This is a genomic window from Rhizobium freirei PRF 81, assembly GCF_000359745.1.
GTDB lineage: Bacteria > Pseudomonadota > Alphaproteobacteria > Rhizobiales > Rhizobiaceae > Rhizobium > Rhizobium freirei.
Genome location: NZ_AQHN01000013.1, coordinates 177,688 through 196,846 on the forward strand (window position 1 = coordinate 177,688; position 19,159 = coordinate 196,846).

The 19,159-nt window shown below is 60.6% G+C and carries 19 protein-coding genes; 16 read left to right on the forward strand and 3 right to left on the reverse strand.

Annotated elements, in window-relative coordinates; all coding sequences use genetic code 11:
• Positions 1-172: 172 nt before the first annotated feature.
• The 13 genes from RHSP_RS06410 (at position 173) to RHSP_RS06465 (ending at position 14,388) form a co-directional block, all read left to right on the forward strand.
• A complete protein-coding gene (locus RHSP_RS06410) occupies positions 173-1,183 on the forward strand; it encodes a zinc-dependent alcohol dehydrogenase family protein (RefSeq protein ID WP_004110806.1) in 1,011 nt (336 codons plus the stop codon).
• A gap of 451 nt (positions 1,184-1,634) precedes the next feature.
• Positions 1,635-1,724 carry a K(+)-transporting ATPase subunit F gene (gene kdpF / locus RHSP_RS06415; protein ID WP_034509905.1) on the forward strand — a complete coding sequence of 30 codons (90 nt, stop codon included), beginning with the start codon at positions 1,635-1,637 and terminating at the stop codon, positions 1,722-1,724.
• Positions 1,725-1,751: 27 nt separating this feature from the next.
• Positions 1,752-3,455, forward strand: coding sequence for a potassium-transporting ATPase subunit KdpA (gene kdpA, locus RHSP_RS06420; protein WP_037149994.1), 1,704 nt, complete (start codon positions 1,752-1,754; stop codon positions 3,453-3,455).
• Between the two features lie 12 nt (positions 3,456-3,467).
• Positions 3,468-3,629, forward strand: coding sequence for a hypothetical protein (locus tag RHSP_RS34505; RefSeq protein ID WP_157385299.1), 162 nt, complete (start codon positions 3,468-3,470; stop codon positions 3,627-3,629).
• Positions 3,630-3,677: 48 nt separating this feature from the next.
• Positions 3,678-5,765: a potassium-transporting ATPase subunit KdpB gene (gene kdpB, locus RHSP_RS06425; protein ID WP_004110827.1), complete on the forward strand. Its 2,088-nt coding sequence runs from the start codon at positions 3,678-3,680 to the stop codon at positions 5,763-5,765.
• 12 nt (positions 5,766-5,777) lie between these two features.
• Positions 5,778-6,383, forward strand: a complete 606-nt coding sequence (locus RHSP_RS06430) for a K(+)-transporting ATPase subunit C (RefSeq protein WP_004110830.1) — start codon at positions 5,778-5,780, stop codon at positions 6,381-6,383.
• 59 nt (positions 6,384-6,442) lie between these two features.
• Positions 6,443-9,154: a sensor histidine kinase gene (locus RHSP_RS06435; protein WP_004110834.1), complete on the forward strand. Its 2,712-nt coding sequence runs from the start codon at positions 6,443-6,445 to the stop codon at positions 9,152-9,154.
• Positions 9,151-9,843 (forward strand): response regulator, encoded by a 693-nt coding sequence (locus RHSP_RS06440; protein WP_004110837.1) that lies wholly within the window; start codon positions 9,151-9,153, stop codon positions 9,841-9,843. The genes RHSP_RS06435 and RHSP_RS06440 overlap by 4 nt, the downstream gene beginning before the upstream one ends.
• 114 nt (positions 9,844-9,957) lie before the next feature.
• Positions 9,958-10,401, forward strand: coding sequence for a PTS sugar transporter subunit IIA (locus tag RHSP_RS06445; RefSeq protein ID WP_004110841.1), 444 nt, complete (start codon positions 9,958-9,960; stop codon positions 10,399-10,401).
• 174 nt (positions 10,402-10,575) lie between these two features.
• Entirely contained in the window at positions 10,576-11,604 is a 1,029-nt protein-coding gene (locus RHSP_RS06450; RefSeq protein ID WP_004110844.1) for a sulfate ABC transporter substrate-binding protein, read from the forward strand.
• A gap of 6 nt (positions 11,605-11,610) precedes the next feature.
• Entirely contained in the window at positions 11,611-12,468 is an 858-nt protein-coding gene (gene cysT / locus RHSP_RS06455; RefSeq protein WP_004110847.1) for a sulfate ABC transporter permease subunit CysT, read from the forward strand.
• Entirely contained in the window at positions 12,458-13,330 is an 873-nt protein-coding gene (cysW, locus tag RHSP_RS06460; protein ID WP_004110850.1) for a sulfate ABC transporter permease subunit CysW, read from the forward strand. The genes cysT and cysW overlap by 11 nt, the downstream gene beginning before the upstream one ends.
• An 11-nt stretch (positions 13,331-13,341) precedes the next feature.
• Positions 13,342-14,388 carry a sulfate/molybdate ABC transporter ATP-binding protein gene (locus RHSP_RS06465; protein ID WP_004110852.1) on the forward strand — a complete coding sequence of 349 codons (1,047 nt, stop codon included), beginning with the start codon at positions 13,342-13,344 and terminating at the stop codon, positions 14,386-14,388.
• 3 nt (positions 14,389-14,391) lie between these two features.
• Here RHSP_RS06465 and RHSP_RS06470 read toward each other — a convergent pair whose 3' ends face one another.
• From RHSP_RS06470 to RHSP_RS06480, 3 genes are all read right to left on the reverse strand, one after another.
• Positions 14,392-15,189, reverse strand: a complete 798-nt coding sequence (locus RHSP_RS06470) for an NAD-dependent epimerase/dehydratase family protein (protein WP_004110854.1) — start codon at positions 15,187-15,189, stop codon at positions 14,392-14,394.
• 95 nt (positions 15,190-15,284) lie between these two features.
• On the reverse strand, positions 15,285-16,124 hold the full coding sequence (locus RHSP_RS06475) for an endonuclease/exonuclease/phosphatase family protein (RefSeq protein ID WP_004110857.1): 840 nt from the start codon (positions 16,122-16,124) through the stop codon (positions 15,285-15,287).
• 122 nt (positions 16,125-16,246) lie between these two features.
• The gene (locus RHSP_RS06480; RefSeq protein WP_037149998.1) at positions 16,247-17,710 is read right to left on the reverse strand and encodes a phospholipase D-like domain-containing protein; all 1,464 of its coding nucleotides are present in this window, start codon (positions 17,708-17,710) and stop codon (positions 16,247-16,249) included.
• Positions 17,711-18,059: 349 nt separating this feature from the next.
• Here RHSP_RS06480 and RHSP_RS06485 point away from each other — a divergent pair, with 349 nt between their 5' ends.
• From RHSP_RS06485 to RHSP_RS06490, 3 genes are all read left to right on the forward strand, one after another.
• On the forward strand, positions 18,060-18,326 hold the full coding sequence (locus tag RHSP_RS06485; RefSeq protein WP_004110864.1) for a DUF2934 domain-containing protein: 267 nt from the start codon (positions 18,060-18,062) through the stop codon (positions 18,324-18,326).
• Between the two features lie 264 nt (positions 18,327-18,590).
• A complete protein-coding gene (locus RHSP_RS33365) occupies positions 18,591-18,785 on the forward strand; it encodes a hypothetical protein (protein ID WP_081615290.1) in 195 nt (64 codons plus the stop codon).
• A gap of 39 nt (positions 18,786-18,824) precedes the next feature.
• Positions 18,825-19,139 (forward strand): hypothetical protein, encoded by a 315-nt coding sequence (locus RHSP_RS06490; protein ID WP_004110867.1) that lies wholly within the window; start codon positions 18,825-18,827, stop codon positions 19,137-19,139.
• The last annotated feature ends 20 nt before the right edge of the window (positions 19,140-19,159 follow it).

Sequence of the window (19,159 nt, forward strand, 5' to 3'; positions counted from 1 at the left end):
GGCGACGGGTGGCATTCGTGTTAGTCGGTCCTTCTGGTCGACGTGACGGAAATGCATTTCGCATCTGTCTTGCAGGCCGGGTTCTACACGCCGCAAGGTATCGCGCTATAGTATGTCGAAGGGAGCGATGCTGCGGTATCGACTCATGGGGCGCTACGATCGGAGGAGGAGAATGAGGTCAGTACGTTTGGAAGCGGTAGGGTCCCTGACCATGCGCGACGTTGAACGGCCAAACGCCGGGCCGGGCGAATTGATTGTCCGAGTGCTGGCGGCCGGCATCTGCGGCTCGGATCGTCATATGTTCAAGGGCGAATATCCGACAGCGATCCCGGTAACGCTGGGCCACGAATTCTGCGGTCTTGTGGAGGAGGTCGGCGACGGTGTTTCGGCGTTCACCGGCGGCGAGCTCGTCACCATCGATCCGAATATCGCTTGCGGCTCCTGTCCGGCCTGCCGGCGCGGGCGACCGAACCTTTGTGAGTGCCTGACCGCAATCGGTGTGACCCGGGATGGCGGCTTTGCCGAGCATGTCGCGGTGCCAAGCAGCCAGGCGTTCATGCTGCCTGCGGATCTCGATCCCGTCCATGGAGCTTTTTGCGAGCCGTTGGCTTGCTGCATTCACGCCATCGACAAGGCGAGGATTCGTCCGGGCGATACCGTCGCTATCCAAGGCGGCGGTGTGATCGGGCTGCTGATGGTGCAATTGGCACGACTGGCCGGTGCCGGTGAAGTGATTTTGATCACACGCCAGCTGTCGCGGCGCGAGGCGGCATTGCGTTTAGGTGCCACACATGCCTTCGACCCGGCTGCCGCGGACACGGTCGCTCTGGTGCGGGAGCGAACTCAAGGCGGCGCCGACGTCGTCATCGAGTGTGCTGGCGTTCCCGAGACCTTGCAGACCGGCGTCAGGATGGCGCGGCGCGGGGGTGCATTCGTTCTGTTCGGCGTGACGCCGGCGGGTCTTGAAGTGCCTGTTCTGCCCTTCGATCTGCTCGTCAACGAGGTCGAGATAAGGCCGGCTTATCTAAACCCTTTTACCCATTCGCGCGCTGCGGCGATGGTGGCAAGCGGCGCATTGGAGCTGAATTCCCTGGTGACGAAGACCATAGGTCTTGAAGATGTCGCCGAGGTTGTCGGTAGTGCCCCGCTATCGGGCGAGATCAAGGTTATCGTTCGACCCTAGTTGCTTGATCTCATTCAGTTGCATGCCCTTCGTGCCAGGCTTGCGGACGCGGACCCACGTCGGTTGCGGCAGGCCCGGCTAAATCGCGCTTGATCAGCTGATAGAAGCCGCCGGGCTCCGCGTGGTATCCAAAGGCCGCTTCCTGCCACGCCGATCCGCGCCGGCATTTATAAGATTTTTATATCTCCCGCTCTCCCGCCGTCTCGAACCTTAATGCCGTTCGGCAGCATATTGCGTGCCGAAGATGCACGTGAGGTGCGCTTCATCTCGGCAGAATGAAAAGAGGCGCTTTCACCGAGAGCGCTACCTCGTCGTTTCTGCAGTCAACAATAACAAGCAAGGAATCGCGATCGATGATGGACATCATTCTTGTCGGGATCGGCGTTTTATTCTTCCTCCTCTGCGTCGCTTATACCAAGGCCTGCGACAGCCTCTAGTCGGAGAGACGGCAATGCTTCTCGATTACATTCTCGGTGGCGGCGTGACGCTCTTTCTCACCGCTTACCTGATCTATGCTCTCATTCGCCCCGAGCGCTTCTAACGGCGCTGGATAGGGAAAGTTACTTCCATGACCCTCAACGGATGGCTTCAGATCCTCCTTTACATTGGGATCCTTCTCCTGCTCGTCAAACCGCTCGGCGGTTACATGACGCGTGTCTTTACCGGCGAGCGCACACTCCTCTCCTTTATCTTCCGTCCCTTGGAGCGGGGGCTTTATCGCTTGGCCGGCACGAACGAACGCGAAGAGCAACACTGGACGACCTATTCGATCTCCATGCTGCTGTTCAGCCTCGCCGGCTTCATCGCTCTTTACCTGCTGCAACGACTGCAAGGCAGTTTGCCGTATAACCCGGCCGGCATGACTGCGGTTGAGCCATATTTGTCGTTCAACACGGCGACCAGCTTCATCACCAATACCAATTGGCAGAACTATGGCGGCGAAAGCACGATGTCCTACCTCGTGCAGATGGCCGGCCTGACGGTGCAGAACTTCGTGTCTGCGGCAACCGGCATTGCCATCGCCGTCGCGCTGATCCGCGCATTCGCGCGCGCCTCGGGCAAGGCGATCGGCAATTTCTGGGTCGATATGATCCGCGCGACGCTCTATGTCCTGCTGCCGATCTGCATCGTTCTGACGCTGGTATACGTCTATCTTGGCGTGCCGCAGACGCTCGGCGCCTATGTCAATGCGACGACGCTCGAAGGCGTGCAGCAGACGATCGCCGTTGGCCCGGTTGCCTCGCAGCTTGCCATCAAGATGCTCGGCACGAATGGCGGCGGTTTCTTCAACGCCAACTCCGCTCATCCGTTCGAGAACCCGGACGCGCTCTCCAACTTCATCCAGATGCTGTCGATCTTCGCCATCGGTGCTGCGCTGACCAACGTCTTCGGCCGCATGGTCGGCAGCCAGCGTCAGGGCTGGGCCATCCTGGCCGCGATGGGCACGCTGTTCATCGCCGGCGTGATCGTGACCTACTGGGCCGAGGCAGCAGGCAATCCGCTGATCCATGCGCTTGGCGTCCAGGGCAGCAATATGGAAGGCAAGGAAGTTCGCTTCGGCATCGCTGCCTCCTCGCTGTTCGCCGTCATCACGACCGCGGCATCCTGCGGCGCGGTCAACGGCATGCTCGGCAGCTTTACGGCACTTGGCGGCATGATCCCGCTCATCAACTTGCAGCTCGGCGAAGTCATCGTCGGCGGCGTCGGCGCCGGCTTCTACGGCATCCTGATGTTCGTCATCATCGCCATCTTCGTCGCAGGCCTGATGGTCGGCCGCACGCCGGAATATCTCGGCAAGAAGATCGAGGCCAAGGAAGTGAAGATGGCGATGCTTGCCGTGCTTTGCCTGCCTTTCGGCATGCTGATCTTCACCGCCATCTCGGCCGTGCTGCCTTCTGCGGTCGCCGCTGTCGGCAATTCCGGCCCTCACGGCTTCTCGGAGATCCTCTATGCCTACAGTTCCGCAGCGGCGAATAACGGTTCGGCCTTTGCTAGTCTGTCTGCCAATACTCCATGGTACAACGCCACGCTCGGTATCGTCATGCTCATCGGCCGCTTCCTGGTCATCGTGCCGGCGCTCGCGATTGCCGGTTCGCTCATCACCAAGAAGACGGTTCCCGCCTCGGCCGGCACCTTCCCGACCGACGGTCCGCTCTTCGTCGGTCTGCTGGTCGGAACGATCCTGATCGTTGGCGGCCTGACCTTCTTCCCGGCGCTCGCGCTCGGACCGATCGTCGAGCATCTGTCGATGATCACAGGCCAGACCTTTTAAGGATTGAGCGTCATGAGCCAACCGCTTTTGGCCAAGCTTAGAAAGGCAATCGATCCACGCCCCTTCGACAGGGGGCGTGGCCCGGCCGGAACAACCTGTGCTTCCGACGCCATTCTGTTGGCGATGGTTGCCCTGTTTCTCGGCCTTGTCGTCTTCGGATTTTTAATCGGCTGATCGGCGACGTTCCGATCTGACGTTTTCCCCTTCACGCTGGAGCCTCTTATGAGCCAGTTAAAATCAGCGAGTATTCTGGATTCTCGCATCCTCGTTCCGGCGATCGGCGCAGCTTTCAAGAAGCTGAACCCGCGCACGCTCGCCAAGAACCCCGTCATGTTCGTGGTCGCCGTCGTTTCGATGCTGACGACCATCCTCTTCCTGCGCGACCTCATCACCGGCGGCGGCAATCTCGGCTTCTCGCTGCAGATCAATATCTGGCTGTGGTTCACGGTATTGTTCGCCAATTTCGCCGAGGCCGTCGCGGAAGGCCGCGGCAAGGCGCAAGCGGATTCGCTACGCAAGTCGCGCACCGAAACCCAGGCGAAGCTTTTGGTCGGCAACAGCCGCACCGACTACAAGATGGTGCCTGGCACCAGCCTCAAGGTCGGCGACGTCGTTCTCGTCGAAGCCGGCGACATCATCCCCTCGGATGGCGAAGTCATCGAAGGCGTCGCTTCCGTCAATGAAGCCGCGATCACCGGTGAGTCCGCGCCTGTCATCCGTGAATCGGGCGGCGACCGTTCGGCCGTAACCGGCGGTACACAGGTTCTATCGGACGAGATCCGCGTGCGTATCACCGCCGCCGCCGGCTCGACCTTCATCGACCGCATGATCGCATTGGTGGAAGGCGCCGAACGGCAGAAGACGCCGAACGAAATCGCGCTCAACATCCTCCTTGCCGGCATGACGCTGATCTTCGTGCTGGCAACCGTCACGATCCCGAGCTTTGCCGCTTATGCCGGCGGTTCGATCCAGACGGTCGTGCTCGTTGCATTGTTCGTGACCCTGATCCCGACCACCATCGGCGCTCTGCTGTCGGCCATCGGCATCGCCGGCATGGACCGTCTGGTGCGCTTCAACGTGCTCGCCATGTCGGGCCGTGCGGTCGAGGCCGCCGGCGACGTCGATACCCTCCTGCTCGACAAGACCGGCACGATCACCCTCGGCAATCGCCAGGCAACCGCCTTCCGCCCGGTTCGTGGTGTCAGCGAGCAGGATCTGGCCGATGCGGCCCAGCTTGCTTCGCTCGCCGACGAAACGCCGGAGGGGCGCTCCATTGTCGTTCTCGCCAAGGAGAAATATGCGATCCGCGGCCGCGACATGACGAGCCTGAAGGCAACCTTCGTGCCCTTCACCGCCCAGACGCGCATGAGCGGCGTCGATCTGGAGGGATCGTCGATCCGCAAGGGTGCCGTTGACGCCGTGCTTGCCTATGTGGATGGTGCTGCCAATGGCGGAACCGACGGTACGGTGGTGATCTCGAGAACCTCGAGCGAGACGCTTCGCGAGCTGCAGGCGATTGCCGACGAGGTCGCCAAGGCTGGCGGCACGCCGCTTGCCGTCGCCCGTGACGGTCGCCTTCTCGGCGTCATCCATCTCAAGGACATCATCAAGGGCGGCATCCGCGAGCGCTTTGCGGAACTGCGCCGCATGGGCATTCGCACAGTAATGATCACGGGCGACAATCCGCTGACGGCCGCAGCCATCGCCGCGGAAGCCGGCGTGGACGACTTCCTCGCCCAGGCGACGCCGGAAATGAAACTGGCGCTGATGCGCGAAGAACAGGCCAAGGGCAAGCTCGTCGCCATGTGCGGCGACGGCACCAACGACGCCCCGGCTCTCGCCCAGGCCGATGTCGGCGTTGCCATGAACACCGGCACCGTGGCTGCCCGCGAGGCAGGCAACATGGTCGATCTCGACAGCGACCCGACGAAGCTCATCGAGATCGTGGAGATCGGCAAGCAGCTGCTGATGACCCGCGGCGCGCTGACCACCTTTTCCATCGCCAACGACATCGCGAAGTATTTCGCCATCATTCCAGCGATGTTCATTGCCTTTTACCCGCAGCTGAAGATGCTGAACGTCATGGGTCTGGCGACGCCACAGAGCGCCATTCTCTCGGCCATCATCTTTAATGCGTTGATCATCGTTGCACTGATCCCGCTATCGCTGAAGGGCGTTCGCTATCGTCCGATCGGCGCCGGCGCGCTGCTCAGCCGCAATCTGCTGATCTACGGCCTCGGCGGCATTATCGTACCCTTCATCGGCATCAAGGCCATCGACATGGCGATTACCGCCATCGGCCTCGCCTAAGGAGTTTTCACCATGCTCAAGCAAATCAGACCTGCTATCGTCATGATCGTCGCCACGACTGTATTGACCGGCCTTGCCTATCCGCTCGCCATGACGGGCGTCGCTCAGGCGCTCTTTCCCCATCAGGCGAACGGTAGCCTGGTGGAGAAGGACGGCAAGGTGATCGGCTCCAGCCTCATCGGCCAGAATTTCACCAGCGACCGGTATTTCCATGGCCGCCCGTCGGCCACGACAGCCGCAGACCCGAATGACCCGACCAAATCGGTTAGTGCACCTTACAATGCGGCCAATTCCGGCGGCTCCAACCTAGGCCCGACCAATTCGAGCCTGATCACTCGCGTCAAGGGCGATGCTGCGACATTGCAGACGCAGAACCCGAACATGCCGGTTCCGATGGATCTGGTGACCACCTCGGGCAGCGGTCTCGACCCTCAGATTTCGCCGGACGCCGCCTATTTCCAGATCCCGCGCGTCGCCAAGGCGCGCAATATGGATGAGGCCAAGCTCAAGTCGATCGTCGACGCCTCCGTCGAATCCAGAGAACTTGGTGTCCTCGGGGAGCCCGTCGTCAATGTACTGGCATTGAACCAGGCACTTGATGCTTCTATGAAACAGTAAGTCGAGCAGGTTGAGACGGTTTGCGCCGTCTCAACCTCGTCAGGAAAGACAAGCTACCGATGGCAGATGACAGCCGCGATATGATGAGCAGGCCTTCGCCCGATGCGCTTCTGGAAAAAGCGAAGGCCGAGGCACGCGGAAGGCTGAAAATCTTTCTGGGCGCAGCGCCCGGCGTCGGCAAGACCTATGAGATGCTGATCTCCGGCAAGGCGAAAGTCGCCGACGGTGTGGATGTGGTCGTCGGCGTGGTCGAAACCCACGGCCGGCGCGAGACGCAGGCCTTGCTCGACGGCTTCGAAATCATTCCGCGCGTTGCGGTCGACTACAAGGGCCGGACTCTCGAGGAGATGGATCTCGATGCCATTCTGAAACGTCGCCCCGGGCTGGTGCTGGTGGATGAGCTGGCGCACACGAATGCCCATGGCAGCCGTCATCCGAAGCGTTACCTCGATGTCAAGGAGCTTCTGGAGCGCGGCATCGATGTCTATACGACGCTGAATATCCAGCACGTCGAGAGCCTGAACGACGTGGTCTCGCAGATCACGCGCATCCGAGTCAGGGAGACGGTGCCGGATTCGATCATCGATCTAGCTGACGACGTCGAGATCATCGATCTGACCCCGGACGACCTGATCAAGCGTCTGCACGATGGCAAGGTCTATGTGTCGAAAACGGCCGAACGGGCGCTGACCAACTATTTCACGCCAGGCAATCTGACGGCGCTGCGCGAGCTGGCGCTGAGGCGCACGGCGCAGCGCGTCGACGACCAGCTTCTGACCCATATGCAGGCCCATGCGATCTCTGGGCCCTGGGCTGCGGGCGAACGTGTGCTTGTGTCCATCGATCATCATCCGCGCTCGGCCGCGCTGGTGCGTTATGCCGCGCGCATGGCGTCGCGTCTGCGCGCGCCTTGGGCTGCCGTCTACGTCGAAACCAACCGGTCGATCAGCCTGACGGAGGCGCAGCGCGATACGATTGCCGCGACGCTCAGGCTTGCCGAGCAGCTCGGTGGCGAGGCCATCACCCTTCCTGGCCGTGAGGTGGCGGAGGAGCTGCTTCGTCATTCGGCCAGCAACAATGTGACCCACATCGTCATCGGGTCGCCAAAAATCGGGTCCTGGCGAGACTGGTCTCGCCGTTCGGTTTCCTACGATCTCATCCGCAAGGCCGGCGATATCAGCGTCCATGTCATTTCCGGCAGCGATGCGGATGGAGAGCCTGCAAGGCGCGGCGTCAAAGTGGCGCCTTCGCCGCCTCCCTTCCAGTTGCGCGGCTATGTTCTGGCAACGCTCTATGTCGCCATTGCGCTCGGGTTCTGCGTCATCCTCGATCAGGTGCTGGATGTGCGCAATCTTGCGCTTGTCTTCCTGATGGCGGTCCTCGCCAGCGCGGTGACGCAGGGCCTGCGCCCGGCACTCTATTCCTGCATTCTCGGCGCGCTCGCCTTCAATTTCTTCTTCCTGCCGCCCCGCTATACGCTGACGATCAGCGATCCCGAGAGCGTGCTCGCCTTCTTCTTCTTCCTCGGCGTTGCGATTATCGCCAGCAATCTGACGGCAACGGTGCAGCGGCAAGCCGCCGCCGCGCGACAACGGGCGCGAACGACCGAGGACCTTTACCTGTTTTCGAAGAAGCTCGCCGGCACCGGTACGCTCGACGATGTGCTGTGGGCAACGGCCTTTCAACTTGCTTCGATGCTCAAATTACGGGTTGTCCTGCTTCTGCCAGAGTACGGCACGATCGCCGTCAAGGCTGGCTATCCGCCTGATGACACGCTCGACGACGCCGATATCGCGGCGGCGCGCTGGGCGTGGGAGCACAATCACGCCGCCGGACGCGGCGCCGATACCTTGCCGGGCGCCAAGCGTCTCTATGTTCCGCTGCGCACGGGCCGCACGGCCGTCGGCGTCATCGGTCTCGACAATGATCGCCGCGATGGGCCGCTCCTGACGCCGGAGCAACAGCGGCTGCTCGATGCTCTCGCCGATCAGGCGGCGCTTGCCATCGAGCGTGTGCAGCTCGTGGCCGATGTCGACCGTGCCAAGCTGGCCGTTGAGGCGGATCGGCTGCGCTCGGCGCTGCTGACTTCGATTTCGCATGATCTGAAGACGCCGCTTGCCGCGATCATGGGGGCCGCGGGAACCTTGCGCGATTATCTGGAAACGCTGCCGCATGAGGATCGCGTCGATCTTCTGTCGACCGTTATCGACGAATCCGAACGGCTCAACCGCTTCATCGTCAACCTGCTCGACATGACCAAGATCGAATCCGGTGCGATGGAGCCCAATTATGCTCTGCACTATGCCGGCGATATCGTCGGCAGCGCGCTGCGGCGCGCTGAGAAGATCCTGAGCCGCCATCGCGTCGAGGTTCAGATACCCGCCGACCTGCCGATGGTGAAGGTCGATCCGGTGCTGTTCGAGCAGGTCCTTTTCAACCTGCTCGACAACGCTGCCAAATATGCCCCGGATGGTTCGGCCATTCGTCTCGAGGCATGGGCCGATATCGACAATATCGTCTTCCGGGTCATGGACGAGGGGCTCGGTATCCCGCCCGCCGATCTCGAGCGTGTCTTCGACACGTTCTACCGCGTGCGCAAGGGTGATCAGGTGAGGGCGGGCACCGGCCTTGGCCTGTCCATCTGCCGCGGCTTTGTCGAGGCCATGGGCGGCATCATCGCCGCCGGCAATCGAACGGATCGCCAAGGGGCGGTTTTCACCATCCGCATGCCAAGACCAACGGATGTCCCGAAGCTGGATGAATTGAAATGAACACGACTGCCGTCAAGATTCTCGTCGTCGACGACGAACCGCCGATCCGCAAACTGCTGCGCGTCGGCCTCGGTGCCCAGGGCTATGTTGTCAACGAGGCCCAGAATGCCGCTGCCGCCCAGGCCTCGGTCGATGAGGATCGGCCAGATTTGGTCGTGCTCGATCTCGGGCTACCCGACAAATCCGGCCAGGACCTGCTCATGGAATGGCGCGAGGACGGCATACAGATCCCCGTCGTCATTCTGTCGAGCCGCACCGACGAGGCCGGTATCGTCAAAGCACTGGAAAGCGGTGCGGACGACTACATCACCAAGCCTTTTGGCGTCAACGAGCTTGCGGCGCGCATTCGCGTCGCCTTGCGCCACCGGCTGCAGCAGCAGGGCGAAAAGGCGATCTTCCAGACCGGCGGCCTTTCGATTGATTTGGTCAAGCGCATCGTCAAGGTCGACGGCAACGAGATCAAGCTGTCGCCGAAGGAGTACGATATTTTGCGCGTGCTGGCCCAGCACGCCGGCAAGGTGCTGACCCATCAGTTTTTGCTGAAACAGATCTGGGGACCTGCGGCGGATGTGCAGTATCTGCGTGTCTACGTTCGCCAGCTCAGACAGAAGATCGAGCAGATTCCCGATCAGCCCCATTACATCACCACCGAAACCGGAGTCGGCTATCGCCTTCGCGAGCCGGAGTGAGATGAGGGATTCTGCGCCGCGATCAGGAATGTTCGCTTCCTGATCGGCATCACGATGAACGTTACCTCGGCATTATAGTCAGCATTATCGATTGCCCGACCCCTAAGAGCGACCATGGATCTTTCCACCATCATCCTGCCTGAGCATGTCTTCATCGGAGTGGCCGCCCCGACAAAATGGCGGGCGCTGCAGATGCTGTCATCCAAGGCAGCCAGCTGTTTCAGCCTTGACGGCGGGGCGGTTCTGCGGGCGCTGGAAACGCGCGAGAAGCTCGGGACGACCGGCATCGGCAATGGTGTGGCCGTTCCGCATGCCGCAATCGCGGGCATGACGAGACCGCGTGGCCTATTAGTTCGTTTCTCCCACCCGGTGGACTTCGAGGCCATCGACGATATCCCGACCGAATGGGCCTTTGTGCTGCTTTTCGGGGAGGGTGGGCGCAGCGAGTATCTGAACGTGCTGGCAGCTATCGCGCGGCGACTGAGAACGGAGGGCGTGCTGGCAGCGATGAAGCAGGCAAAGAGCGCCGCTGAACTCTATTCGATCTTTCAGGGTTGACCCGATCGCCGGATACCGGTGATTGTGACGGCGCGCGACTATCAGGAATGTGATTTCACTTTTCCGGATTCTATGGGATGCTGTTCTCCAGAGTTCCTTAAAACGGGAACGGTCTTCGTTACTTTATACGACCAAGTTGATAGGGTTTAAGGACAAACGAAGGGGGGTTCATCCATGCAGACGGTAAAGCTTTCTCGGCTTCTTGCCACGGCAGTTTTGATCGGCGGCTTCTCGGTCGCGGCGATTGCGCCGACTTGGGCGGCGGACAAGACGCTTCTGAATGTTTCCTACGATCCGACGCGTGAGTTGTATAAGGATTTCAATACCGTCTTTGCTGCAAAGTGGAAGAAGGACACCGGTGAGACGATCAGCATCAAGGCTTCGCATGGTGGCTCCGGCGCACAGGCGCGCTCCGTTATCGACGGTCTTGATGCCGATGTCGTGACGCTGGCGCTGGAGGGCGATATCGACGCGATCGCCAAGGCGACGCATAAGATCCCCGCCGACTGGAAGACCAAGTTCCCGAACAATTCCGTTCCCTATACCTCGACCATCGTCTTCCTGGTGCGCAAGGGCAACCCGAAGGCCATCAAGGACTGGTCGGATCTGGTCAAGGATGGCGTCGAAGTCGTCACGCCGAACCCGAAGACGTCAGGCGGCGCCCGCTGGAACATTCTGGCGGCATGGGCCTGGGCCAAGCAGGCCAATGGCGGCGATGATGCCAAGGCGCAAGACTATGTCTCTCGGCTCCTGAAGCACGTCCCGGTTCTCGATACCGGTGCGCGCGGTGCGACGACGACCTTTGTCCAGCGCGGCCTCGGCGATGTGCTGCTTGCCTGGGAAAACGAGGCCTATCTTTCGCTCGACGAACTCGGTCCCGATAAATTCGAGATCGTGACCCCGTCCGTCTCCATCCGTGCCGATCCGCCGGTTGCCGTCGTCGATGGCAATGTCGACGCCAAGGGTACGCGCAAGATCGCGGAAGCCTATCTGAACTATCTCTACTCTGACGAAGGTCAGAAGATCGCCGCCAAGCATTATTACCGGCCGATCAAGCCGGAGGCGGCCGATCCCAAGGATGTCGCCCGCTTCCCGGCCTTGAGGCTCGCAACCATTGACGATTTCGGCGGATGGGCCCAAGCTCAGCCGAAATTCTTCAACGATGGTGGTGTTTTCGACCAGATCTACAAGCCGGGGCAATAAGACTGAATGCATTCCATAACCCGCAAACGGTGGCGGTTTCGGCAGCCGAGCGTCATTCCGGGCTTCGGATTGGCGCTCGGCGTTACCTTGGCTTGGCTCATCTTCATTGTTCTCATTCCGCTGTCGGGACTGCTGTGGAAAAGCAGCGCTCTCGGCTGGGAGAAATTCTGGGCCCTCGCCCTTGACGTGCGCACGCTCTACGCGCTGCGCATGAGTTTTGGCGGTGCCTTTGCCGCCGCGCTCGTCAATGCCGTACTCGGCCTTATCCTGGCCTGGGTGCTGGTGCGCTATCGCTTTCCCGGCAAGCGTATCCTCGATGCGATGGTCGATCTGCCGTTCGCCTTGCCGACGGCGGTGGCCGGCATCGCCTTGACGACGCTCTATGCGCCGAACGGCTGGATCGGCCAGTTCCTGACGCCGCTCGGCATCAAGATCGCGTTCACTCCTGTCGGCATCGTCATCGCGCTGATTTTCGTCGGTCTGCCGTTCGTGGTGCGCACCGCGCAGCCAGTCATGGAAGAGATTGACCGCGAAGTCGAGGAGGCGGCGGCGACCCTTGGCGCATCACGTTTCCAAACGATAACCCGTGTGCTGCTGCCGGGATTGGCGCCTGCCGCGCTGACAGGGTTTGCGCTGGCATTCGCCCGCGCGGCCGGCGAATACGGATCGGTGATCTTCATCGCCGGCAATAAGCCCTATGTTTCGGAAATCGCCCCTCTGCTCATCGTCATTCGTCTCGAGGAATATAATTACTCCGCGGCAACGGCGATCGCGACGGTGATGCTGCTCATTTCCTTCACCATGCTTTTGATCATCAACCTCATTCAGGCCTGGAGCAGAAGGAGATATGGCTATGGCGCATGATCTTTCCGGCACCGCCGAAACCGGTCATTCCGTCATCACCGAAAGCCGGGTGGCGCGCATCACCTTCGTGCTGATCTCGCTCGTCTTCCTGACGCTGATGGTGCTGCTGCCGCTGGCTGCCGTTTTTGTTGAAGCTTTTCGCAAGGGGATCGGGACCTTCTTCGAAGCTCTGGTCGACGAAGAGACTTTCGCAGCCATCCGGCTGACACTGATTGTCTCGGGCATCAGCGTGCCGCTGAACCTCGTCTGCGGCGTTGCCGCCGCATGGGCGATCGCCAAGTTCGAGTTCAAGGGCAAGGCATTCCTGACGACACTGATCGATCTGCCGTTCTCCGTTTCTCCGGTCATATCCGGCCTGGTCTTTGTGCTTCTGTTCAGTTCGAACAGTGTGCTCGGCCCCTGGCTGCAGAGCAACGGCATACAGATCCTCTTCGCGGTGCCCGGGCTCGTCCTGGCAACCATGTTCGTCACCTTTCCCTTTGTCGCCCGCGAGCTGATCCCGCTGATGCAGGAGCAGGGCAGTGCAGACGAGGAGGCGGCGCTCTCCCTGGGAGCCAATGGCTGGCAGACCTTCTGGCACGTCACGCTGCCGAACATCAAATGGGGCCTGCTCTACGGCGTATTGCTCTGCAATGCCCGCGCTATGGGCGAATTCGGCGCCGTTTCGGTGGTTTCGGGTCATATCCGCGGCGAAACCAACACCATGCCGCTGCAGGTCGAGATCCTCTACAACGAATATAATTTCTCGGGCGCTTTCGCCGTTGCCACGCTCCTGGCTCTGCTTGCCCTGGTCACACTTATACTGAAGACGTTACTGGAAATGCGCTACAGCGAAGAGATCGCAGCCAGCCGGCGTCACTGAAGGAATTCTTGATGGAAGTTCGCGTTCAAAATCTGCGCAAGGAATTCGGTCGTTTTCCGGCACTCAACGATGTTTCTCTGGATATCCGATCCAGCGAACTCATTGCGCTTCTCGGCCCGTCCGGTTCCGGCAAGACGACGCTGCTGCGGTTGATTGCCGGGTTGGAAACGCCGACGGACGGCAGGATATTCTTCGGCGAGGATGATGCTTCGCGTAAGACCGTGCAGCAGCGCAATATCGGCTTCGTGTTTCAGCACTACGCGCTGTTCCGGCACATGACGGTGCTGGACAATATCTCTTTCGGTCTGAAGGTCCGCTCGGCATCGCGGCGTCCGCCGCGCGATGAAATTCGCCGGCGCGCGTTGGAACTGCTGGAGCTTGTACAGCTGAACGGCCTGGAAAAGCGCTATCCGGCCCAGCTCTCCGGCGGCCAGCGCCAGCGCGTGGCGCTGGCGCGTGCCATGGCCGTCGAACCGAATGTCCTGCTTCTCGACGAGCCTTTCGGTGCTCTCGATGCGCAGGTACGCAAGGACTTGCGCAAGTGGCTGCGGGAGATCCACGATCGGACTGGCCATACCACCGTTTTCGTGACGCACGATCAGGAGGAAGCGCTTGAGCTGGCCGATCGCGTCGTCGTGCTCAACAAGGGGACCGTCGAGCAGGTCGGTACGCCGGACGAAATCTACGACGCGCCGAACTCACCCTTCGTCTACGGGTTCATCGGCCAATCCAATCGCGTCAAGGTTCGCATCGCCAGTGGCGAGATCTGGTTCGACGACAAGCCGCTGGGGCTCAGTACGCCGCACGAGCCGGATGGCGAGGCCGATCTCTATTTCCGGCCGCACGATATCGAACTTCGCGATGGCGACGGCGGCGCAATTGCCGGCCTGCTTGTCGCCAGCCGCCGCGTTGCGGGTACTCGCCACCTCGAGATCAACATCGGCAGCGAGTATGAGCCTATCGAGATCGAGTTGCCACCGAACAAGGCCGATGCGCTCGACCGCAATCGCATCGCTTTCAGGCCGACCCGGTGGAAGCTGTTCCGCAGCAGCCTTTGACCGTCAATCCTCCGGGTGGGCGGCTGAGGCAAAGCCGCCGCCCTGGTAGATGACCGCCGGATCGTTCGGATCGTCCTGGGGCGTTCTCGACAGAATTTCAGCCCGCCAATGAGCGGCGTTATCCTGCGGTTTCCAGCCAAGGAAGGCAGCGTTGCTGTTATCCCACCATTGCTCGTCATTGTCGGAAACGCCGTAGATGATGGTATGACCGAGGCGCGGCGCGTCGAAAGCGCGGCCGCAGAGGGATAGAAAATCCCGCACGCTGAACCAGGTTGCCAGCATGCGCGTATTGCGCGGCTCCGGAAAGCAGGAGCCGATGCGCACGGACAAGGTTTCCTGGCCGAACTTGTCGAAGTAGAGGCTCGCGACCGCCTCGCCGAATACTTTGGAAACGCCGTAGAGGGAATCCGGCCGTGTCGGCACTTTGTTGTCGATGCGCTCGTCGCGGCGGTAAAAGCCGATCGTGTGGTTTGAGCTGGCAAAGACGATGCGCGGTTTGCCGGCTGCGCGGGCAGCTTCGTAGAGATTGTATAGTCCGAGAATATTGCCCTGCAGGATCAAATCGAAGGGCTTTTCCACCGAGATCCCGCCGAGATGGATGATGCCGTCGACCCCGGTAACCAGCGCGTCCACGCCGCTGCGATCGGCGAGGTCGCAGGCAACGAATCGTTCGTTCGGGCGCAGGTCGCGGATGGGAGTGAGATCTGAGAGCACGACATTCTCGGCGATCTGCGACAGAAGCGGCCTGATTGCCTGACCGACGCCACCGGCGGCTCCGGTCAGCAATAGAGTTTTCAGCATGGTTGTCTCCCGATCGATCTCGTTATCGTGTGGTTACAATATGGGCTTTTGCCGGTCATCATATATCTTCAGTGCGGGCGACGTGCCGAACCTCGCTAAGCCGTTTGCGACCGTGACCGGGCTTCCGCCTCGGATGCCTCAAGGCTGACGACGGCCTTGATGGGCAGATGATCCGACGCCACGCGCGCCAATGGCGAGTCATGCACCTCGACCGCCGAGATTATGCCGCGGCGGTTTGCCATGATGCGATCGAGCGCCAGAAGCGGCAGCGTCGAGGGGAAGCTCGGTACGGCCGGAGGGAGGGGGCCAAAGGCAGTCTGGAAAGTATTGAGCGACGAACGGTCACCCAGCCGCCATTCGTTGAGATCGCCGAGCAGAATGGTCGGCATTTCGCTGCCGTCATTCATGAGATCGACGATCAACCGCGTTTGCTGGGCGCGCGAGCGATGCAGCAGACCGAGATGGGCAGCGATGATCCGAATGCTCCCTCCGTGTGCCAGCTCTATCTCGGCAATCAGTGCGCCGCGTGGCTCAAGCCCGGGCAGCTTGATCTGATGCACGTCGCGGACCGTGCCCTGCTTGAAAAGAACGACATTGCCGTGCCAGCCATGTGCCTTGCTGGTGCCGGTGATCGGTACCGGGATGAGCCCGGTTTCGCGTTCGAGCCGGCGCAGATCGAGAATCCCCGTGCGCTCCCCGAAGCGGGTGTCGGCTTCCTGCAGACCGATGACGTCGGCGTCGATTTCATGAATGACCCGGCTGGTTCTTTCCGGATCGAAGCGGCGGTCGGCGCCGACGCATTTATGGACATTGTAGGAGGCGATCAGCGTGCCTTCGGGACGGTCCGGCTTGCTTGCCGGTCTTGGGTGCGAGTTCTTTCGGTTCTTCAGGCTTTCCAGAATGCTCGCACGGAGACTTTCTTTCTTTTTTCGCATCGATCCGTCGGCCGTTCCTTGCTCAGATCATGTCTGGCACCTGTTTGGGATTATAAGAAGCGATCCTAGGCCTTGTCATGTAAAAAGGCTGCGACAAGGGCAGATTGTCCATGTGGAACCCATCAGAGATAGGGCGAACCGAGCCAGAGGACCTTCTCGATGAGCCGCACGACGAAGGGTCTTGCCCGCAGCCTATCCAGATCGACCGGATGTGCCGTTTCCAGGATTGCGCCGATATGCGCTTCGATCGTGTCCGCGAAGCCACGATCGAGCACCTCGAGATCCACCTCGAAATTCAGCCGAAGCGAGCGTGGATCCAGGTTGGACGAACCGACATAGGCCCATACTCCATCGATTGCCAAAAGCTTGGAATGATTGAATGGCCCTTCCGCACGCCAGATGCGGCAATAGTTTTTCAGCATCTGATCGAACTGCGCCGTCATCGCGCGATCCACGAGCACGAGATTGTTGGCCGTCGGCACGACGACGTCGACCTCGACACCGCGTCTGGCCGCCGTCACCAGAGCGCTGATCAGCTCCCGATCCGGCAGGAAATAGGGCGACATGATGCGGATCGACTTATGCGCCACCGATAGCGCGCCGATGAGCATCTTGTGATTGGTTTCCAGGCTGCGGTCTGGCCCCGAGGCAACGACACGCATGAAGACCGGCGCTCCGGGCTCGTTGGCAGGCGCCGCAATCCGCCATTCGCCGTCGTCCAGAACTTCACCTGTCGCGAAGCGCCAGTCTTCGGCGGCGGTGTTGAAGAGATCGGCGACCGCCGGACCCGTGACGCAGAAATGCATGTCGCGCGCGCTTTGCTCATGGGCGAATTCGCGCGTGAAGCCCTGGCGTATATTCATGCCGCCGGTAAAGGCGATCCGCCCGTCGATGCTCAGAATCTTGCGGTGGGTGCGCAGATTGGCATAGGGCAATCTGAGGCCGATGATGACATTGCCGTTGAACACGGCGACGTCGACACCGCCCTCGCTGAGATGGCCCATGATGCTCGGCACGGAATAGCGGGCGCCGACGGCATCGATGAGGACGCGCACACTGACGCCGCGCTTGACCGCTTCGATCAGTGCATCGGCGATACGCAGGCCGATCGGATCGCGGTCGAATATATAAGTTTCCATCAGAATGGCGCGCTCGGCGCCGTCGATGGCAGCTTTCATCGCGGCATAGGCCGCGTCACCGCTAGCCAGCATCTCAATGGTGTTGCCCGTGCTCATCGTATAGCGCACGACGCGGTCGCCGAGCGTCTTCATCGAGCCGAACCGCTCGCCGAAAAGCCGCCGCACCTGATCGTCGTCGGCGTCGAAGCTCGCAAGCTCACCGGTTGCACTCTCGCGAAAGAGCGCGTCGCGCTGCGAACCGAGCGAGGCGCGGCGGATGCGGTTGATGCCGGCGACGGCATATAGCATCGCGCCGATTATCGGCGACAGGATGACGACACCGACCCAACCGATTGCGGCGCGGACATCCTCTTTTGTCATTGCTGCGTGGATTGCGGCCGCCGCTCCCATGGCGATGGAGAGGATGGCAAGGATTTGGCCCCAACGGGCAGCCACGAGGTCGATCATGCCGGGGAGTATATCTTCGACCGCGAAAGCTGCAATCAGCTGCCTTACAATCTCTAAGGCATGTTCGTTTTTAGTGAGAAACCCGGTTGTATTAGATATTTTTAATTGAACAGGATCGCCACCGCGTACATATTGATGACGTTTCGGCTGCTTCGCTATCATTCCCACGGTAATCTGCATTCCTAATGCGAAGCGCCCCTGCGGTTCGAGCGTCAAGACTCAGGGGATCGCCCCATGGTTCCTGTGGAAGCATGGGGTCTTGGCTGCTCGGGGGAGGCATGAAAGCCCGCATTTCAAGAACGGGCATTGTTCACCAACCATGTTCATTGATGCGAACGGAGAACAGCAGATGTTGGAATCTCGGGACGAATGGATCAAGAAGCGTGCCTATGCAATCTGGGAGGAAGAAGGTTATCCTTCCGGCCGTGATGTCATGCATTGGCAGCAGGCAGACAGCGAGCGTGTCGCGCTTGAAAAGAGCGTCGGCAAGGAAAGCAAGCTCGGCGTCAAAGCCAAGGCGACGCGGAAGCCGGCCACGACTGCCGGTATCGAGGAGATAGCGGACAAGCCTGTTGCGAAACCGACCACTAAAAAGACTGTCAAAGCCAAGGCCTAGCACAAGTCCCGCCTTTCGAGATGCGGCGGCGGTGAGGGCGGCTCGATGATGAACGTCGAGCCGCTCGTTTTGACTGCGCCCATCGAGATATCTGTAATAATTTCTGTATCTTGGGCTCGAGGCACAAAATAGTTGTCACACATCGATGGTAGTGGAACGGGTAGGGAGCCTGACCATGCGCCATAGCTATTTCGATGATCTGGAAGTTGTTGTTTTGTCGATCGTCGCAGCTCGCATCTTCGTCGGCCGTGCGGAGGCAATGCGGTGACGTCTCTCCTCGTTCTCGCAGCTCTCTATCTTCTGGCGGCATTGATCCTCATTCTCATCATAGACCGCTCCGTTGGGCTGTTCTTTCCCGCGTCGGCCAAACACCGCGTCGCGCCCCGGCGTGATCGACGTTCATGGTTTGGGGCGATCAATCGCGGATCGCCCGGCCAGATATCGGAACCTTTTCCGTGACGCCGGGTTGGTCTTTCATCCGCAACAAGGAGAAAGACCATGCCGCGTGGAGACAAATCCGCCTATACGGACAAGCAGAAGCGTAAAGCGGAGCATATCGAGGAAAGCTATGAGGAGCGTGGCGTTTCCCATGACGAAGCCGAACGCCGCGCATGGGCAACGGTGAACAAGGAAAGCGGCGGGGGTAAGAAATCCGGCTCCGGTCGCGGTCACAAGGAAAGTCATGAATCCTCAAAGAAGGGTGGCAGGATTGGCGGTCGCGCGTCTGCAAACCGGCCGGCGGCCGAGCGTTCAGCATCAGCAAAGAAGGCGGCCGCGACCCGCAAGCGCCATGAACATCGTAGTCATTCCTAGACGCCGGCGAGAGTTTTCCC

Coding starts and splice junctions, on each gene's coding strand:
- cysT (WP_004110847.1), top strand. CDS start 11,611: ATGCATTCCATAACCCGCAAACGGTGGCGGTTTCGGCAGCCGAGCGTC.
- kdpF (WP_034509905.1), top strand. CDS start 1,635: ATGCTTCTCGATTACATTCTCGGTGGCGGCGTGACGCTCTTTCTCACC.
- RHSP_RS06485 (WP_004110864.1), top strand. CDS start 18,060: ATGTTGGAATCTCGGGACGAATGGATCAAGAAGCGTGCCTATGCAATC.
- RHSP_RS06470 (WP_004110854.1), bottom strand. CDS start 15,189: ATGCTGAAAACTCTATTGCTGACCGGAGCCGCCGGTGGCGTCGGTCAG.
- kdpB (WP_004110827.1), top strand. CDS start 3,678: ATGAGCCAGTTAAAATCAGCGAGTATTCTGGATTCTCGCATCCTCGTT.
- RHSP_RS06480 (WP_037149998.1), bottom strand. CDS start 17,710: ATGATCGACCTCGTGGCTGCCCGTTGGGGCCAAATCCTTGCCATCCTC.
- RHSP_RS06445 (WP_004110841.1), top strand. CDS start 9,958: ATGGATCTTTCCACCATCATCCTGCCTGAGCATGTCTTCATCGGAGTG.
- RHSP_RS06430 (WP_004110830.1), top strand. CDS start 5,778: ATGCTCAAGCAAATCAGACCTGCTATCGTCATGATCGTCGCCACGACT.
- cysW (WP_004110850.1), top strand. CDS start 12,458: ATGGCGCATGATCTTTCCGGCACCGCCGAAACCGGTCATTCCGTCATC.
- kdpA (WP_037149994.1), top strand. CDS start 1,752: ATGACCCTCAACGGATGGCTTCAGATCCTCCTTTACATTGGGATCCTT.
- RHSP_RS06450 (WP_004110844.1), top strand. CDS start 10,576: ATGCAGACGGTAAAGCTTTCTCGGCTTCTTGCCACGGCAGTTTTGATC.
- RHSP_RS06410 (WP_004110806.1), top strand. CDS start 173: ATGAGGTCAGTACGTTTGGAAGCGGTAGGGTCCCTGACCATGCGCGAC.
- RHSP_RS06435 (WP_004110834.1), top strand. CDS start 6,443: ATGGCAGATGACAGCCGCGATATGATGAGCAGGCCTTCGCCCGATGCG.
- RHSP_RS06465 (WP_004110852.1), top strand. CDS start 13,342: ATGGAAGTTCGCGTTCAAAATCTGCGCAAGGAATTCGGTCGTTTTCCG.
- RHSP_RS06440 (WP_004110837.1), top strand. CDS start 9,151: ATGAACACGACTGCCGTCAAGATTCTCGTCGTCGACGACGAACCGCCG.
- RHSP_RS06475 (WP_004110857.1), bottom strand. CDS start 16,124: ATGCGAAAAAAGAAAGAAAGTCTCCGTGCGAGCATTCTGGAAAGCCTG.
- RHSP_RS34505 (WP_157385299.1), top strand. CDS start 3,468: ATGAGCCAACCGCTTTTGGCCAAGCTTAGAAAGGCAATCGATCCACGC.
- RHSP_RS06490 (WP_004110867.1), top strand. CDS start 18,825: ATGCCGCGTGGAGACAAATCCGCCTATACGGACAAGCAGAAGCGTAAA.